The sequence below is a fragment of the Kribbella sp. NPDC050470 genome, assembly GCF_044458365.1.
Taxonomy (GTDB): Bacteria; Actinomycetota; Actinomycetes; order Propionibacteriales; family Kribbellaceae; genus Kribbella.
Genome location: NZ_JBITHV010000002.1, coordinates 731,604 through 746,695, shown reverse-complemented (window position 1 = coordinate 746,695; position 15,092 = coordinate 731,604). Strand labels below are relative to the sequence as shown.

At 69.7% G+C, this 15,092-nt stretch carries 15 protein-coding genes; 10 read left to right on the top strand and 5 right to left on the bottom strand.

What is annotated here, in order from left to right; genetic code table 11:
• Positions 1 to 174: 174 nt before the first annotated feature.
• Positions 175 to 534, bottom strand: a complete 360-nt coding sequence (locus ACIBGM_RS08195; protein WP_396384885.1) for a hypothetical protein — start codon at positions 532 to 534, stop codon at positions 175 to 177.
• A 202-nt stretch (positions 535 to 736) separates the two neighbouring features.
• Between ACIBGM_RS08195 and murI the strand changes: the two genes are divergently transcribed.
• The 4 genes from murI to ACIBGM_RS08175 all read left to right on the top strand — a co-directional run bounded on the left by murI (position 737) and on the right by ACIBGM_RS08175 (position 4,667).
• Complete coding sequence (murI, locus tag ACIBGM_RS08190; RefSeq protein ID WP_360528983.1) at positions 737 to 1,540, top strand: glutamate racemase; 804 nt, start codon at positions 737 to 739, stop codon at positions 1,538 to 1,540.
• A 203-nt stretch (positions 1,541 to 1,743) separates the two neighbouring features.
• Positions 1,744 to 2,490 carry an MBL fold metallo-hydrolase gene (locus ACIBGM_RS08185; protein ID WP_396384884.1) on the top strand — a complete coding sequence of 249 codons (747 nt, stop codon included), beginning with the start codon at positions 1,744 to 1,746 and terminating at the stop codon, positions 2,488 to 2,490.
• 72 nt (positions 2,491 to 2,562) lie between these two features.
• Positions 2,563 to 4,077, top strand: coding sequence for a DHA2 family efflux MFS transporter permease subunit (locus ACIBGM_RS08180; RefSeq protein WP_396384883.1), 1,515 nt, complete (start codon positions 2,563 to 2,565; stop codon positions 4,075 to 4,077).
• Positions 4,074 to 4,667: a TetR family transcriptional regulator gene (locus ACIBGM_RS08175; protein ID WP_396384882.1), complete on the top strand. Its 594-nt coding sequence runs from the start codon at positions 4,074 to 4,076 to the stop codon at positions 4,665 to 4,667. The genes ACIBGM_RS08180 and ACIBGM_RS08175 overlap by 4 nt, the downstream gene beginning before the upstream one ends.
• On the opposite strand, the gene ACIBGM_RS08170 is transcribed toward ACIBGM_RS08175, so the two are convergent.
• The 3 genes from ACIBGM_RS08170 to ACIBGM_RS08160 form a co-directional block, all read right to left on the bottom strand.
• Complete coding sequence (locus ACIBGM_RS08170; RefSeq protein WP_396384881.1) at positions 4,662 to 5,630, bottom strand: DNA glycosylase AlkZ-like family protein; 969 nt, start codon at positions 5,628 to 5,630, stop codon at positions 4,662 to 4,664. The genes ACIBGM_RS08175 and ACIBGM_RS08170 overlap by 6 nt on opposite strands.
• Positions 5,627 to 6,466 carry an SAM hydroxide adenosyltransferase gene (locus tag ACIBGM_RS08165; RefSeq protein ID WP_396384880.1) on the bottom strand — a complete coding sequence of 280 codons (840 nt, stop codon included), beginning with the start codon at positions 6,464 to 6,466 and terminating at the stop codon, positions 5,627 to 5,629. Before ACIBGM_RS08165 ends, ACIBGM_RS08170 begins: the two co-directional genes overlap by 4 nt.
• A gap of 162 nt (positions 6,467 to 6,628) precedes the next feature.
• Positions 6,629 to 7,801, bottom strand: a complete 1,173-nt coding sequence (locus ACIBGM_RS08160) for a Gfo/Idh/MocA family oxidoreductase (protein WP_360529001.1) — start codon at positions 7,799 to 7,801, stop codon at positions 6,629 to 6,631.
• Between the two features lie 147 nt (positions 7,802 to 7,948).
• Between ACIBGM_RS08160 and ACIBGM_RS08155 the strand changes: the two genes are divergently transcribed.
• The 6 genes from ACIBGM_RS08155 (at position 7,949) to ACIBGM_RS08130 (ending at position 14,400) form a co-directional block, all read left to right on the top strand.
• Positions 7,949 to 8,782 carry an SGNH/GDSL hydrolase family protein gene (locus ACIBGM_RS08155; protein ID WP_360529004.1) on the top strand — a complete coding sequence of 278 codons (834 nt, stop codon included), beginning with the start codon at positions 7,949 to 7,951 and terminating at the stop codon, positions 8,780 to 8,782.
• Between the two features lie 175 nt (positions 8,783 to 8,957).
• A complete protein-coding gene (gene rph / locus ACIBGM_RS08150; RefSeq protein WP_360529007.1) occupies positions 8,958 to 9,674 on the top strand; it encodes a ribonuclease PH in 717 nt (238 codons plus the stop codon).
• Positions 9,671 to 10,276: an RdgB/HAM1 family non-canonical purine NTP pyrophosphatase gene (gene rdgB, locus ACIBGM_RS08145; RefSeq protein ID WP_360529010.1), complete on the top strand. Its 606-nt coding sequence runs from the start codon at positions 9,671 to 9,673 to the stop codon at positions 10,274 to 10,276. The genes rph and rdgB overlap by 4 nt, the downstream gene beginning before the upstream one ends.
• A gap of 2 nt (positions 10,277 to 10,278) precedes the next feature.
• The gene (locus tag ACIBGM_RS08140; RefSeq protein WP_396384879.1) at positions 10,279 to 10,869 is read left to right on the top strand and encodes a hypothetical protein; all 591 of its coding nucleotides are present in this window, start codon (positions 10,279 to 10,281) and stop codon (positions 10,867 to 10,869) included.
• Between the two features lie 107 nt (positions 10,870 to 10,976).
• Positions 10,977 to 11,372, top strand: a complete 396-nt coding sequence (locus ACIBGM_RS08135) for a hypothetical protein (protein WP_360529016.1) — start codon at positions 10,977 to 10,979, stop codon at positions 11,370 to 11,372.
• A 94-nt stretch (positions 11,373 to 11,466) separates the two neighbouring features.
• On the top strand, positions 11,467 to 14,400 hold the full coding sequence (locus ACIBGM_RS08130) for an AAA family ATPase (protein WP_396384878.1): 2,934 nt from the start codon (positions 11,467 to 11,469) through the stop codon (positions 14,398 to 14,400).
• Here the strand turns inward: ACIBGM_RS08130 and ACIBGM_RS08125 are convergent.
• The gene (locus ACIBGM_RS08125) at positions 14,397 to 15,092 is read right to left on the bottom strand and encodes a SagB/ThcOx family dehydrogenase (RefSeq protein ID WP_396384877.1); all 696 of its coding nucleotides are present in this window, start codon (positions 15,090 to 15,092) and stop codon (positions 14,397 to 14,399) included. The two genes, ACIBGM_RS08130 and ACIBGM_RS08125, sit on opposite strands and share 4 nt — an antisense overlap.

The following is a 15,092-nucleotide window of genomic DNA, read 5'->3' as shown; positions in this document are numbered from 1 at the left end:
AGGCGCTACCTGTCCAGGATCCAGGCCGCGGACCGTGGCGGGGCCGTCCTCCGGACCCGGTCGGCCGGGGCTGGGGGTCGGTAGTCACCGGGTGGGCCGGCGGAGGAGCCCGTCCCGGTGCCGGTGCCTTATTGTTGCCTTGGGCACCTGATGGATACTCAGGTCATCTGCGGCCTACGGTTGCTTGAAGAGGATCCTGCGTCCGATCCGGGGATGAACGCCGCGGCCCTTGCAGCTGGTGCAGGGGCGCTGTGCGTAGCTGAAGATGCTGCCGTGGTGCCGCCCGGCGCCTTTGCAACGGTGGCACTTGGCGTTCGGGTGCAGCGACAGCGAGACGACGTACAGAGCGAACGCCGCCATGGCCAGCACCAGCATCGTCCCGGTCGGCCCGAGAGTCGCCAGGACATCCGCCATGGTGCTGTTGGTCTCCGCAGCCTGACCGGCGGCCTGCCCAGCGGCCGTGGCGTTCTCCGGTTGCGGATTCGGTGCGGCGGTGGTGCTCAGCGCCACCACGATGTGGTGCGCCAGATTCATGGCATCACGAAGGGCGGTCGTACAAACATCGCTCCAGAGTGGCGCGCATCACGCGAAAAGGCAACTCCGGAGAGTAAAGATGTGGATAAGTCCGGCGTGTCGGTTGATCACGTTAGGTAAGGCTCGCTTCAGAACTGCCCGATCCCGGGTTTGTCCAGAGGTGTGGCCGGCCGGCCCGCGGCCGCCGGTTAAGCTTTCCGGCGTGGCTGACGCACCGGTGGGGATCTTCGACTCAGGCTTCGGGGGACTCACGGTCGCGAGGGCGGTGCTCGACCAGTTGCCGCACGAGCCGATCCTCTACCTGGGCGACACCGCGCGGCAGCCGTACGGCCCGAAGCCGATCGCCGAGGTGCGTGAGTACGCGCTGGAGTGTCTCGACCACCTCGTCGAGGCCGGCGTGAAGATGCTCGTGATCGCCTGCAACTCGGCCAGTGCGGCGATGCTCCGCGACGCCCGCGAGCGGTACGACGTACCGGTCGTGGAAGTGATCCTGCCCGCCGCCCGCCGCGCCGTCGCCGCGACCCGGAACCAGCGCGTCGGCGTGATCTGCACCCGCGCGACCGCGGCCTCGCTGGCCTACGAGGACGGTTTCGCCGCGGCGCCGCAGGTCGAGCTGTTCACCAGGGCCTGCCCGCAGTTCGTCGACTTCGTCGAGTCCGGCGTGACGTCCGGCCCGGAGCTCCTCGAGGCGGCCCACGAGTACCTCGACCCGCTGGTCGAGGCCGGCGTCGACACCCTGATCCTCGGCTGCACGCACTACCCGTTGCTGACCGGCGTCATCTCCTACGTGATGGGTGACAACGTCACCCTGGTCAGCAGCGCGGAGGAGTGCGCCAAGGACGTGTACGGCGTGCTGACCAAGACCGGCCTGCTCCGCCCGGACAACCTGCCCGAGCCGCGGCACCGGTTCGTCACCACCGGTAGCCCGGCCGAGTTCGCCGCGATCGGCTCCCGCTTCCTCGGCCCGGTCCTGTCCGGCGTCGACCAGTTCGCCTGGATCCGCTGACCCCGCGCCGGCACCTCGTCGTACCAGCGCTCGATCGTCCCGGTTCGTTCTCGCGGGTGTGACGGGTCTCGCACTGGATGTTGTCCACGGCACCGGATCGAGCGTGGATGTGCGCGAAATCATTGCCAGGCAGCTGGATCGGCTCTTCGGTGACGCCACCGGCTTCCCTGCGAAGCAGGCAACCCGCCGGTAATGTTCAAGCTATGAAGCTCACCGTGCTCGGCTGCTCCGGGTCCGTCCCCGGGCCGGACTCGGCCGCCTCGAGCTATCTGGTCACCGCCGACGGGTTCAACCTGATCCTGGACCTCGGCAGTGGCGCGCTCGGCTCGCTCCAGCGGCACCTCGCCGTCCCGGAGATCGGCGCCATCGGCCTGTCCCACCTGCATCCTGACCACTGCATGGACCTGTGCGGCCTGTACGTCTCGGCCAAGTACGCGCCAGGCTCCCCGATCCCGCGGATCCCGGTCTACGGCCCACCCGGTACGGCGTACCGGATGGCGCTCGCGTACGACCTGCCGCTCGACCCGGGGATGGAGGAGGAACTGGAATTCCACAGCTGGAAGGACGTTCAGCAGATCGGCCCGTTCACGGTGCGCACCGCGTCGATGGTGCACCCGGTGCCGGCGTACGCGATCCGTGTTGAGCACGGCAACAAATCGCTCGTCTACACCGGCGACACCGGGCCGAACGAGGCGCTGATCGAGCTCGCCCGCGGCGCCGACCTGCTGCTGTCCGAGGCCGCCCTGCAGGACAACAACCCGCGCAACCCGACCGACCTGCACCTCACCCCCGCCGACGCCGGCGAACAGGCCAAGAAGGCCGGCGTCAAACGCCTCGTCATCACCCACGTCCCACCCTGGTACGACCGCGAGACCCAGGCCGAGAACGCCCGCAAGACCTACCCCGGCTCGGTCGACCTCGCCACCCCGCACGCCGTTTTCGAGATCTGACGCCGGGCGCTGGACAAATCTGGATTCTGAGATCTACTCTCAAATTAGAGTTGATCTCAGAAGGGGTATGTCATGGATACAGATCCGCGCCGGTGGTGGGCGCTGGGGGCGATGTCGGTCAGTCTGCTGGTGGTCGGGCTGGATCTGACCGTGCTGAACGTGGCGTTGCCGACGCTTGCGACCGAGCTCGGGGCGTCGACAAGTCAGCTGCAATGGTTCGCGAACGCGTACACGCTGGTGCTCGCGGCGCTGTTGCTGCCGGCGGGGTTGCTGGGGGACCGGTTCGGGCAGAAGCGGCTGCTGATCTTCGCGCTGGTGATGTTCGGCGCCGCGTCGGCCGCGTGTGCGTTCTCGTCGTCGCCCGAGCAGTTGATCGCGGCTCGGGCGGCGCTCGGGGTCGGGGCGGCGTTCCTGATCCCGCTGTCGATGTCGCTGCTGAACGTGCTGTTCGCGCCGGAGGAGCGGGCGCGGGCGATGACGATCTGGGTGATGGCGAACTCGCTCGGCATCCCGCTCGGGCCGGTGCTCGGCGGTTGGCTGCTGGACAATTACCGCTGGGGCTCGGTGTTCCTGATCAACCTGCCGCTCGTCGCGGTCGGCCTGGTCGCGGTGGCCGTGCTGATCCCGGCGACCCGCGGTCATCGTTCGGGACGGATCGACGTACTCGGGATTCTGCTGTCGGGGGCAGGTCTGGTGGCGCTCACCTACGGGTTCATCACGGCCGGGGAACGTGGTTGGGGCTCGATCGTGACGCTTGGGTGCATCGCGCTCGGGGTGGGGTTGCTGGCGGCGTTCGGGGCGTGGCAGGTGCGGGCGACAGATCCGCTGGTCGACCTTGCGTTGTTCAGGTCGCCGCGGTTCATGTGGGGGACGGTGCTTGCGACGTTGGCGTCGTTCGCCTTGATGGGCTTGCTGTTCGTGCTGCCGCAGCTCTTCCAGGCCGTGCAGGGTGCGGATGCGTTGTCGACCGGGCTGCGGTTGCTGCCGATCATCGGCGGCCTGCTGGTCGGAGCGAAGATCGCCGAACGGCTCGTCGTCGCGGCCGGGGCGCGGGTGGCCGTCTCCGTCGGCTTCGTCCTGATGCTCGCCGGGCTGGCGATGGGGGCCTTGGGCAACGTCAACTACGGCTACACGGCGATCTGGGTCAGCCTGGTCGGGCTCAGCATCGGGTTCACGTTGCCGCCGGTGATGGAGCTGGCGATCGGCGCGCTGACGGTCGAACGCAGCGGCTCGGGTTCGGCGCTGATCCAGGCGTTGCGTCAGGTCGGCGGGACGATCGGGGTCGCGATCCTCGGGACGGTGCTCAACTCTGCGTACCGGGACCGGCTGGACGTCTCCGGACTGCCTGCTGACGTGGCGCACGCGGCTCGCGACAGCGCATCCGGAGCCGTGGCCGTCGCAGCCCAGGCGAACCTGCCGGCCTTGGCCGAGTCGGCCCGCGATGCCTTCATGCATGGCATGACCGCAACCCTCTGGACGTGCTGCGCGGTCGCCTTCGCCGGACTCGTCCTCGCCCTGGCCTTTCTCCCACGCCGGCCCGTGTCCGCCGAGAACGCGCCGGAAGAAGTTGCCACAATCGGTTCATGACGACGGACAAGCCGGCCGGGTTGCGCGAGCGGAAGAAGGCGAAGACCCGGGCGGCCATTCAGGAGCACGCGCTGCGGCTGTTCCGGGAGCAGGGGTACGCCGAGACGACGGTGCAGGAGATCGCGGCCGCCGCCGAGGTGTCGCCGGCTACGTTCTTCCGGTACTTCCCGACCAAGGAGGACACCGTCGTCTTCGACCGGCTCGACCCGGTGATGATCGACCTGTTCCGGTCCCAGCCGGCCGGCCTGAACCCGACCGAGGCGTTGCGCGCGACGCTCCGGGACGGCGTGGCCGGGCTGTCCGACGAAGAGTGGCAACTCGAGACGGAGCGGCAGCGGCTCGTCCTCGGCGCCCCGGAACTTCGTGCCCGGATGCTCGACCAGTTGTACGCCACCATCGACCTGCTCGCTGAGCTGGCCGCCGAACGCGTCCAACGGCCGGCTGACGACCCCGCCGTACGCGCGTGGGCCGGTGCCGTGGTCGGAGTCGTGATGGCCACCTACGAGATGACGCCTGACCTGTCCCTGCCGGACAGCCTCCGGTTGATGGACCAGGCCTTCGAGCACCTGCAGGCGGGGCTGCCGCTATAGCTCGGTGATGGCAACCGACATGGTCGCGCCGGGGATCGGCATGGCGAGCGCCTCGGCGTCGATCGCTTCCCTGTCGCCGGGGGAGAGCTTGATGGATCGGACGTCGACGTTGCCCTTCCGGCGGCCCCAGGTCCCGACGAGCTTGCCGTTCAGCAAAAGTCCGTTCGGGTGGAACGTGTCGTGGAGGTGGATGCGCGGCTTCAGGCCCGGGGCGATGAACAGCCCGTGCTTGTCCTGACCGAACAGGCGCAGATCCGGTGCCGCGAGGAACCTCACGCCCGTCACCTCCGGTGCGGAGCGCATCGCGTCTCCGTCCGCCGTACGAATCCACCCCTGCCGGCCTTCGAGGTCTACCGGCGTTAACTCGTCCGCCAGCCTTCGCCACACCGCGGCTGCGTCCGGCTTCGACAACCCCGCCCACCAGGCGAACGCCTCGACCGTGGTCGGGCCGAACGCCTGCACATGCCGCCGACACAGGTCCAGATGCGCATCCCAGAAGTCGATCTCGGGTCGCGGAACCTCCCGGACGTACAGCGCAATCGTCGTCCACCGAAGCGCCAGCCGCCCACTCCCACACGACCCCCGCAACTCCGGCCCCCGCCCACCGCGATGCTCACCACCCGCCAGGTCCCGGCAGATCCGGTCGGCCTTGTCCTCGATCGCCTTCCGCTCCTCCGGATCCAGCGGCAACCGCCCGATCGTGAACACCCCGAAGTCCACCTCCGGCAACACGTACACCGCCCACCGCGGACTGTAGGTCTGGATCAACCCAGGAGCCTCCCAAGCCCCGGCCTCACACTCCTCCACACGCCCGTACAACCCCACCAACGCATCCCGCGGAGCCGTGTCCTGCAACCCGAACCGAGCCGCCTCCACATAAGCACCAACGGGCAACCGCTCGACCAGCCGATTCACCCACAACCGGTAGCGAACGGCTTCCTCGTAACTGATCGAGAGGCTCACCCAGCAGATTCTGCTGGGCGGAGGGGTGCGTCGCCGGGTTGGAGGTTGAAGTGGGTGGCAGCGGAGGCGTTGCGGATGACGAGTTCCAGGTAGCCGGTGCCGGAGCTGCCGGGGATCAGGCCGGGGGTGTTGCGGGGGACGGCGGTGAGGTGGGGGTAGCAGGTGACGTGGGTGATGGTGGTGTCGCCGGTGAGGGTGCGGTGGGTGACGGGCAGGGTTTCGCCCAGGGCGAAGCCGGCTTCGGCGGGGAGGCAGTTGAGTTTGCAGTTGCCGAAGTTGTCGATGACGCTCACGGTCGGCGGCTCGTCCGGGGTCAGGGGTACGACGGTTGCCGTCGAGACCACCGGGCGGTCGTCGGCGACCCACTTGGCGAGCAGCGGCAGGTACCAGAGGCTGCGGAACTGGGTGTCCGCGATGGTGTCCACGTCGGCAGGCGTGAGGTTCGTCCACGATGCCGCGGCGAGGACCTCGCGGATGTCCGTGACGAACACCTTGTCGATGTCGAGTTCCCGCCGTACCAGGGCCAGGGCTCGTGGGTTGAACGTGCTCGCGACCAGGTGCTGACCGAACCAGAAGTAGCAGAACGGCACGCCGTTCGGCCAGGCGCCGTCGCGGGGCGCGATGTTGAGCAGGGTGATGGTCGGATGGCCGTCCTCGCCCAGGGACTGCGTCGATCTCAGGCAGTCCAGCAGGGTCAGGGCCGCGAAGGCCTCCGGGTCGGGGCCGTCGGCGGCCACGATGGTCGGGGTCTGGCCGAAGAGCGCGCCGATGCGGGTGCTGAGCCGGGCCCGGGCGTTCCCGTCGGAACAGTCGGTGATGTAGGTGATCGGGTACACGATTCTCCAAGTGACGTTTGCAGCCGGAAGGAAATGAGAGAGGCCCCCGACGCGTCGGGGGCCTCTCTCGCTGCAAGCATCAGTGCGTGCGCCGCTAGAGTCCTCCGCATCGAGGGCTCAGCATTCGCATAGCGGCGTACCAGGTCACGAGATGCGATGGTACTAGCGACTTTGGCCGTTGTCGAAGTACGAGACCAGCGCCGGGTCCAGGGCCGGGATGTCGATCGGGGTGCCGTTCTCCCGCAGGGACGTGGTCGCGGCGTACCCGGCGGCCACCGCGGCGCGGGCCGCGACCGGCGACGTGAGCGTCGCGCCGCCCTCGCGGACGAACCGGATGTACTCGTCGACCAGCCGCGGGTCCGCGCCGGCGTGACCGCCGTCGGCGTCCGGGATGTCGACGACCAGGTCGGCGTCGTCGCGGTACCCGGACCGCTTGCTGTTCCACACCTTCACCACGCCGCCCGGGCTGTCGCCGAAGTTCTCCAGCCGGCCCTCGGTGCCGATCACGGTGTAGTTGCGCCAGTAGTCCGGCGTGTAGTGGCACTGCTGGTAGGTGAGGTAGACGCCGTTGTCCAGCAGCAGGTTCGCCATCGACAGGTCCTCGACGTCCATCACCGGCGCCATCCCCTGCTGCGACAGCGGCGGCCAGTTCGACTCGGACACGAAGTCCGCGAACCGCTGCCCGGACCGATCCAGCCGGTCCTCGATCCCGCCGTACAGGGTGAGTGCGCCCATCGCGTTGACGCGGGTCGTGTAGCCGCCGGCCAGCCAGTGCATCACGTCGATGTCGTGGGCGCCCTTCTGCAGCAGCAGGCTGGTGGTGCGGCGCCGGTCCGCATGCCAGTCCTTGAAGTAGAAGTCGCCACCGTGGCCGACGAAGTGCCGGCACCAGATCGCCTTCACCTCGCCGATCGCACCGGACTGGATCAGGTCGCGCATCGTCAGGACGACGGGCATGTGCCGCATGTTGTGGCCGACGTACAGCCGGGAGCCGCTCTCGTAGGCCGCCTGCAGCACCCGGTCGCACCCGGACGTGGTGATCGCCAGGGGCTTCTCCACGAACACCGCGACGCCGGCCCGGAGGAAGTCGATCGCCGGGTCCTCGTGCAGGTCGTCCGGCGTGGTCAGGAAGACCCCGTCGAGCTTCTGGTCGAGCAGCTCGGTGTGGTCGGCGTGTGTGGTGGCTTCCGGGTACTGCGCCTGCGCGGCGTCTCGCTGAGCGGCGGCCGGGTCGGCGAGCGCCACGACCTCGGACCCTTCGCCGGGACGGTGGGCGTACTGCGCGATGCGGCTGCGGGCGCCGAGGCCCACCACACCGAACCGAAGATCAGTCATAACCAGGCAACTCCTGCACATAGTTGTTTGCAGCACCCTAACTCCGAGCAGTTCCGTCCTTCAATCACCCGTCCTCCAGCTGGAATTGCCCCAGTCGTCATCCGGGCAACACCAGCGGCTCGACCGGTGACGTCACCATGACGGAATGTGAGCCTCCACTACGTGGCACTGGGCGACTCGACCACCGTGGGTGTCGGGGACCCGATGAACGGCAGTAGCACGACCGACCTTGCCGGTGCCGGTGCGCGCCCGGGCGAAGGGTGGCGGGGCTGGGCCTCGCTGCTCGCCGACGCCCTGGCCAGCTCCCACCGTGTGACGTTCTCCAACTTCGCGACCAGCGGCGCCACCGCGTCCGCCGTCGCGACCGACCAACTGCCCGACGCGGTCTCGACCGAGGCCCCGATCGACCTCGCCTCCCTGATCGTCGGGGTCAACGACACCCTGCGTTCCACCTTCGACCCCGGCCGGATCCGCGACTGCCTGTACCTGTGCGCCGAGCAGCTGACCGGGCGCGGCGCGCTGCTGCTCACCGTCCGGTTCCACGACCACGGCCAGGTGTTCGGGCTGCCCGCCTGGCTGCGCCGGCCGCTGTGGCAGCGGATCGAGCAGGTCAACCTCGCGTACGACGACCTGCACGCGAGGTTCGGCGGCATCCGGCTGGACATGGCCGACTACCCGGAGGTGTATCGCCGGGACTTCTGGAGCGTCGACCGGCTGCACCCCGGTGAACGCGGTCACCGCCGGCTGGCCCGCGGGTTCGCCGACGAGCTCGCCCGGCGTGGGCTGCAGATCGACGTACCGCCGGAGCTGGACTGCGCCTACCGGCCGCCGAGCAGGTGGGCGGACGCGGTCTGGATGGTCCGCGAGGGCGTGCCGTGGCTCGGCCGCCGGGCCGGCGACCTGACCCCGTGGGCAGCCCGGATGGCAGTCAGCCAGCTCAAGCCCGCCACCAATGCGGAGGTGCAGCGCGTGGAGGCATAGGGCATGACTGGCAGTTCCCTGCGTGCTGCGCGGCACTTGGCGGGCGCCTCGGTGCACTGGAGGGAAGGTCACGATGGATCCGCATCGAGCCCTCCCCTCCAGCACACCGAGGCACTCCGCCGAGCACCTGCTCGCGACTGCAGGGAACTGCCAGTCATGCCCTAGGGTCGGGGGCATGGCGCGTATCGATGGACGTACTCCCGACCAGCTTCGGCCCGTGACGCTGACCCGGAAGTGGCTCGACCACGCGGAAGGCTCGGTGCTGGTCGAGTTCGGCCGCACCCGGGTGCTGTGCGCGGCGAGCGTGACCGAGGGCGTGCCGCGCTGGCGGAAGGGCTCCGGGCTGGGCTGGGTCAGCGCGGAGTACGCGATGCTGCCGCGGTCGACGAACACCCGCTCGGACCGGGAGTCGGTCAAGGGCCGGATCGGTGGCCGCACGCACGAGATCTCCCGGTTGATCGGGCGTTCGCTGCGGGCCGTGATCGACTACAAGGCGCTGGGTGAGAACACGATCCTGCTCGACTGCGACGTGCTGCAGGCCGACGGCGGCACCCGGACGGCCGCGATCACCGGCGCGTACGTCGCGCTCGCGGACGCGGTCTCGTACCTGCGCGACCGCAAGCTGCTCAAGTCCGAGCCGCTGACCGGCTCGGTGTCCGCGGTCTCCGTCGGCATCATCGACGGCGCCCCGATGCTCGACCTCTGCTACGAGGAGGACGTCCGGGCCGAGACCGACATGAACCTGGTGATGACCGGCGACGGCCGGTTCATCGAGGTGCAGGGCACCGCCGAGGGCGCGCCGTTCGACCGCTCCGAGCTGGACAGCCTGCTCGAGCTCGGTACGGCGGGATGCTCGGAGCTCACCAAGCTGCAGCAGGAGGCGCTCGCGTGACGCGGGTCTTGCTTGCCTCGAACAACAAGAAGAAGCTAGAGGAGCTGCGTCGCATCCTGACCCCGATCGTGCCCGGGATCGAGGTGCTCGGACTGGGCGACGTACCGCCGTACGAGGAGCCGGCCGAGACCGAGCCGACGTTCGAGGGGAACGCGCTGCTGAAGGCGCACGCGGCGATGGCGGCGACCGGCCTGCCGTCGATCGCGGACGACAGCGGGATCTGCGTCGACGCGCTGAACGGGATGCCCGGCGTCCTGTCCGCGCGCTGGTCGGGGCCGGCCAAGGACAACCACGCGAACAACGTGCTGCTGCTCGGCCAGTTGGAGGACGTGCCGGACGAGCGGCGCGGGGCGTCGTTCATCGCGGCAGTCGCGTTCGTGCGGCCGGACGCCGAGGACGAGATCGTGATCGGCGAGATGCGCGGGCACGTCATCCGCGAGCTGCGCGGTACCGGCGGCTTCGGGTACGACGTCCTGTTCGCCGCCGATGGCTACGACCGGACCACGGCGGAGCTGTCGATCGAGGAGAAGGACGCGATCAGCCACCGGGGCAAGGCACTGCGAGCCCTCGCCCCGATCGTCGCGAAGGCGCTGGGAGGGTAACCATGCTGTTCGCAGGATCGGATCGGGACGGGGTCGCGGACGGCAGGATCACCACCGCGTACCGGCGCTGGGCCGAGGCACGCGTGGTCGAAGGCCGGATCTACCGCACCAACGCCGGCCGGATCGAGATCGAGAGCGTCCGCGAGGTCAACCCGGACCTGATCGCCGACAACGACGACGACGTCGCGGCCGCGGACCGCCGCAACGCGAAGGACGTGCGCCGCCGGCTGCGCGGCAACGAGGACTGGCCCACGTTCCTGATCAGGTTCCACCTGGTCGAGGGTCCCGACCCCCGCGAGCAGCTCGCCGCCCAGTCGACGCTGACCGCCGCGGACCTCGAGGACCTGACCGCGCGCCTGGAGAAGTTCGACTCGCTCAGCCACCACGGCCCCTGGACCACCGCCACGCTGCGCCTGATCCAGGCCAAGCCGGCCACCCGGGCCGCCGACCTCGCCACCGAGCTCGGCCGCGAGACCGCCCCCTTCAAGCTCGACGTCCGCAAGCTGAAGAACCTCGGCCTCACCCACAGCCTCGAAGTCGGCTACGAGCTCAGCCCCCGCGGCACGGCGTACCTGGACTCCCTGCACATCTGAGGGGTAGGGGGCGGTTTCTGAGGGGTTGTCTCCGATGTGGGGACCGGGGCCGGAATCCGATCGTGAGATCAAGCGGCGAATCCGCCGCCGGTCTCACAGGAGGAATCATGAACCGCAGGTGGTCAGCCCTCGCACTGTCCGCAACCGCAGTGGGCGCGTTCGCGTTCACCGCCACCGAAGCCGCCGCCGACCCGCATCCGGACCGGGAGTTCACCGCGGTCTCGACGGATCCGCCCGGTTGGCCGGACGAAGGCACCGGTTACCCCGGTGACGGTGCCAAGGTCCCCGAGTACAGCTACCCGAACTACGACCCGGCGTACGAGCAGCCGCAGCGCCACCCGCGGTACGGCGTGACGCCCGTGCAGGACGTGCCCGCTGCCGAGGTCAGCAAGGCCGACACCGGAGACACCGCGCTGCAGGTCGGCGCCTCCGCGCTCGGCGCCGCCGGACTCGCGTTCGGCGGGATCTGGATGCTCCGCAGGCACCACCGCGCGGCCACGTAGGCGTATCCGGAGGAGGGGGACCAGCTGTCCGGCGGGCCTGCACGCCGGACAGCTGGTACAGACAGGCCAGGCCGGCGGGCGCAGACTGAACCCTGTGGGAGGGGGAGCTGCCGGGCTTGCGGGTCGGGTCGAGGAAGCGGAGGTCCTCGGATCCGCGATCCGGGGAGCAGCCGAAGGTCGGCCGTGTGCGGTCTTCGTGCACGGTGAGGCAGGTGTGGGCAAGACCCGTCTGGTCCAGGCCGTCTGCGCCGAGGCCGCAGACAGCGGCATCGCCGTCTTGTGGGGACGCTGTGTCCGCTTCGGCGCGGTGGACTCGCCGTACGGGCCGCTGGTCTCCGCACTGGAGGGTTGGGTCGAGTCGGCCGAGCCCGCTGAGGTGACCGAGGTGCTCAAGGCAGTCCCGGCCGCAGGCGAGTTGTTGCCGTCGCTGGGAGGCTTCGCCGACGACCGTGAGGTCCGGCTGTTGTCCGTGGTCGATGCGCTGGTGATGGCGATCGCCGTGCGCCGGCCGACGGTTCTCGTCGTGGACGACGTGCAGTGGGCCGATCCGGCGTCGCGGGACGCGCTGGCCTATCTGGTGGCCGGATTCCGCCGGCAGCGGCTGGCGGTCCTGACGACGTGTCGCGACGAGGAGCTCGGCACCGGTCATCCGATGCACAGCTGGCTGGCGGATCTCCGCCGGCTGCCGGCGGTGAGCGTCGTACGCCTGGACCGGTTGAGCTGGGACGAGACCGAGCAGCAGGTGGCGATGTTGCTCGGCGGGCGTCCACATCACCGCCTGGTGGACGACGTCGTACGACGGTCCGACGGCAACCCCTATCTCAGCGAGCTACTCCTCGAGGGAGTCCCGGTGACCGCCGACGAACTGCCCGCCGGTCTGCCGGCCGAGCTGAGCGGCGCGTTGCTCGCCGCCTGGCACCGGCTTCTGGCGACGGCGCGCGAGGTCATGCGGCTGCTGGCGGTCGCGGGCCGGCCGACGTCGATCGACGACCTGCGGGAGGTCGCCTCGGCGCACGGGATCGGTCCTGCTGCGGTGACCAGCGCGCTGGCCGAGGCGACGAACACCGGGATCACCGTGGCGCAGGGGGCGGGCTTGTGCTGGTTCCGGCACTCGTTGCTGGCCGAAGTTCTGTACGCGACCTTCGTGCCCGGCGAGGCCGAGTCGGTGCACGCCGCCTGGGCGAAGACGCTTGCCGCGCGTCCGGCGACCGGCCTCGACGAGGTCCAGCGACAGGGCGATCTCGCGTTGCACTATGAGGCTGCCGGTGACCTGAAGGCCTGTTTCGAGGCGTCGCTGCGAGCGGCCGACCTGGCGAGCGGGATCAAGGCCCGGCGCGAGGAGGCGGTCCATCTGCGTCGGGCGGCAAGCCTGATGATCCACACTGGAAAGGTCGACGACGAGGTGCGCCTGCTGGAGCGGGTCGCGCGGGCGAACGACCTGGTCGGCGACGGCGAGGCGAGCTTCCAGGCGTGGAGCCGCGCGCGCGAACTCGTGGACGAACGCACGGACCCGCTCCAGGCCTGCCGGCTGCTCAGACGCTGGGCGGACTCGGCCTTCGCGACCGGCCGGACCCGTGGGCGCCCGATCGCCGAGGCGGAGCACGCGGTCGAGCTCAGCCGGGGCTTCCCCGACAGCGAGGAGTACGCCGAAGCCCTTGCCTACCTGAGCTGGTGCCAGTGGTGGAACAACGAGCTCGAGCTGTCCGCGACGTACGCCGAAGAAGCCGTGCAGGCCGCTCACCGCTCGGGTGCGAAGGCGGCGTTGAGCCTTGCGTACGCCGCTCGCGGAAATGCTGACCGCCACAGTGAGCGAGCGGACCAGGACACCGCCACCGGCTTGGGATTCGCCGAGGAGACCGGCGATCCGGAACTGATCTGGCGGATGCTCGTGATCCGCCAGAACTACCTGAGCCGGCGCGGCCGGGTCGACGAGTGCATCGACCCCACCAAGCGGTTCCTCGCGTTCGCCCTCAACGCCGGAGCGCAGTCGGTGGCGGTCTTCGCGGCCGGGCTGCTGTCCCACCACCTGCTGATGTTCGGGCGCCTGCAGGAGAGCGCGGAGGTCATCCGGGAAGGACTCTCCCTGAGTGGTCTGCCGAATGCGGCCGCGATGGTTCGCCTGAGTGCGGCCGCGTTGGCGGTGCGGCAAGGCGACACGGACGTCGCGGGCCTGCACCTCGAGCGGGCGAAGGAACTGATCCCGGGACTCGAGAGCCGGGTGGGCCTGTTCTCGCAGCCGGTCCTGGCGGAGTACCTGCTCGCCACCGGCCGAGCCGAAGAGGCGCTCGACCTGCTGTCGCACACGATCGGCGCGCAGAACGTCGACACCCGCGACGCCGACGAGCTGCTGGTGTGGGGAGGACGCGCCGCGGCAGAGCTGATGGGCGCTGCCAGGGACCGGCAGGACAGCAACGCCCTGCAGACGACCCAAGCCGCCTTCGACAACCTCCGCGCCGCGCGCAGCACGATGCAGCCGGCACCCTTCGAACCCGGCGGTCCCGCTGACCTGATCCAACCGGCGATGCAGGCGTTGTTCGAGGCGTCCGCGACGTCCACCTCGGCCGCCTGGGCGGACGCCGTACGGCGGTGTGCCGTCGCGGGACTGCGTTGGGACGAGGCCGTCGCCTCATCACGGTGGGCACAGGCGCTCCTCGACGAAGGGGCCGCCCGGTCCGTCGTCGCCGTACCGCTGCGGTTTGCGCACCGGTTTGCTGGCGAGGTCGGTGCGCGGCCTTTGCTCAACCAGGTCGAGGCCTTGGCGGCTCTCGGTGGCATTCCGCTGCAGGAACCGACGCAGCCCGTACCGGACGAGGCGCCGGAACGCTTGCGTTCGTTGACTAAGCGGGAGCACGAGGTGCTGTCCTACCTGGTGGCCGGCCGGACGTACGGCGAGATCGCGAAGGCGCTGTTCATCAGTGAGAAGACGGTCAGCGTGCACGTGTCGAACCTGCTGCACAAGACCGGCACGTCGTCCCGCCATGAGGTGGCTGCGCTGGCAGTCCGGCTCGGTCATCCACCGCCGGACTAGCCGTTCTCCAGTCGGCCCAGCGCGCGGCGGGTAGTGCGGTCGGCGGACGCCGGTCGGCCGACGGCTGCGCCGTACAGCGGTATCTCGTCCCTGAGCTGCAGCAGGCCGGACAGCTCGTCGTCGAGGAAGCCGCCGAGGTTGACCACGCCTAGAGCGAGCCCAGTCGCCGCGAGTACGACGTTCTGCGCGACGTGACCCGCTTCGAGCAGCAGATAGCGGTGCCCGCGGTCGCCGTACTTGTCCATAGGGCGCGCGGACAGCACCAGTACGACGGCAGCCTCGGCAGCCCACGCCTGGTCCAGAAACAGCCTGCTGACGGATGACGGCGGCACCGCAGCCTCCTGGACGACCTCGAGGCCGACCGCGAGCGGCACGTAGTGGTAGATCCCGGCCGGCAGGTCGTCCACGCAGCGCACGATGACGCTGAGCTCGAGCGGATAGAGCCCGCCTCCGGATGGCACCGGTCGATCGACTACGTAGAGCGGGCCGTCATCGGTCACTCCGGTGCTGCCGTAGCCGACCCGCAGTAGCGTCGCGAGCTCCGCGAAGCCGATCGGCCCGTCCTGGAACGCGCGACAGGACACCCGGTCGCGGACCAGGTCGGCCAGCGGCATGTCGAGCTTGATGCCCGGCGGCAGCGGGATCCACGGCGCCGTCGGGTCCTCTCGTCCTGGGGTCGGAAAGTCGGGCAT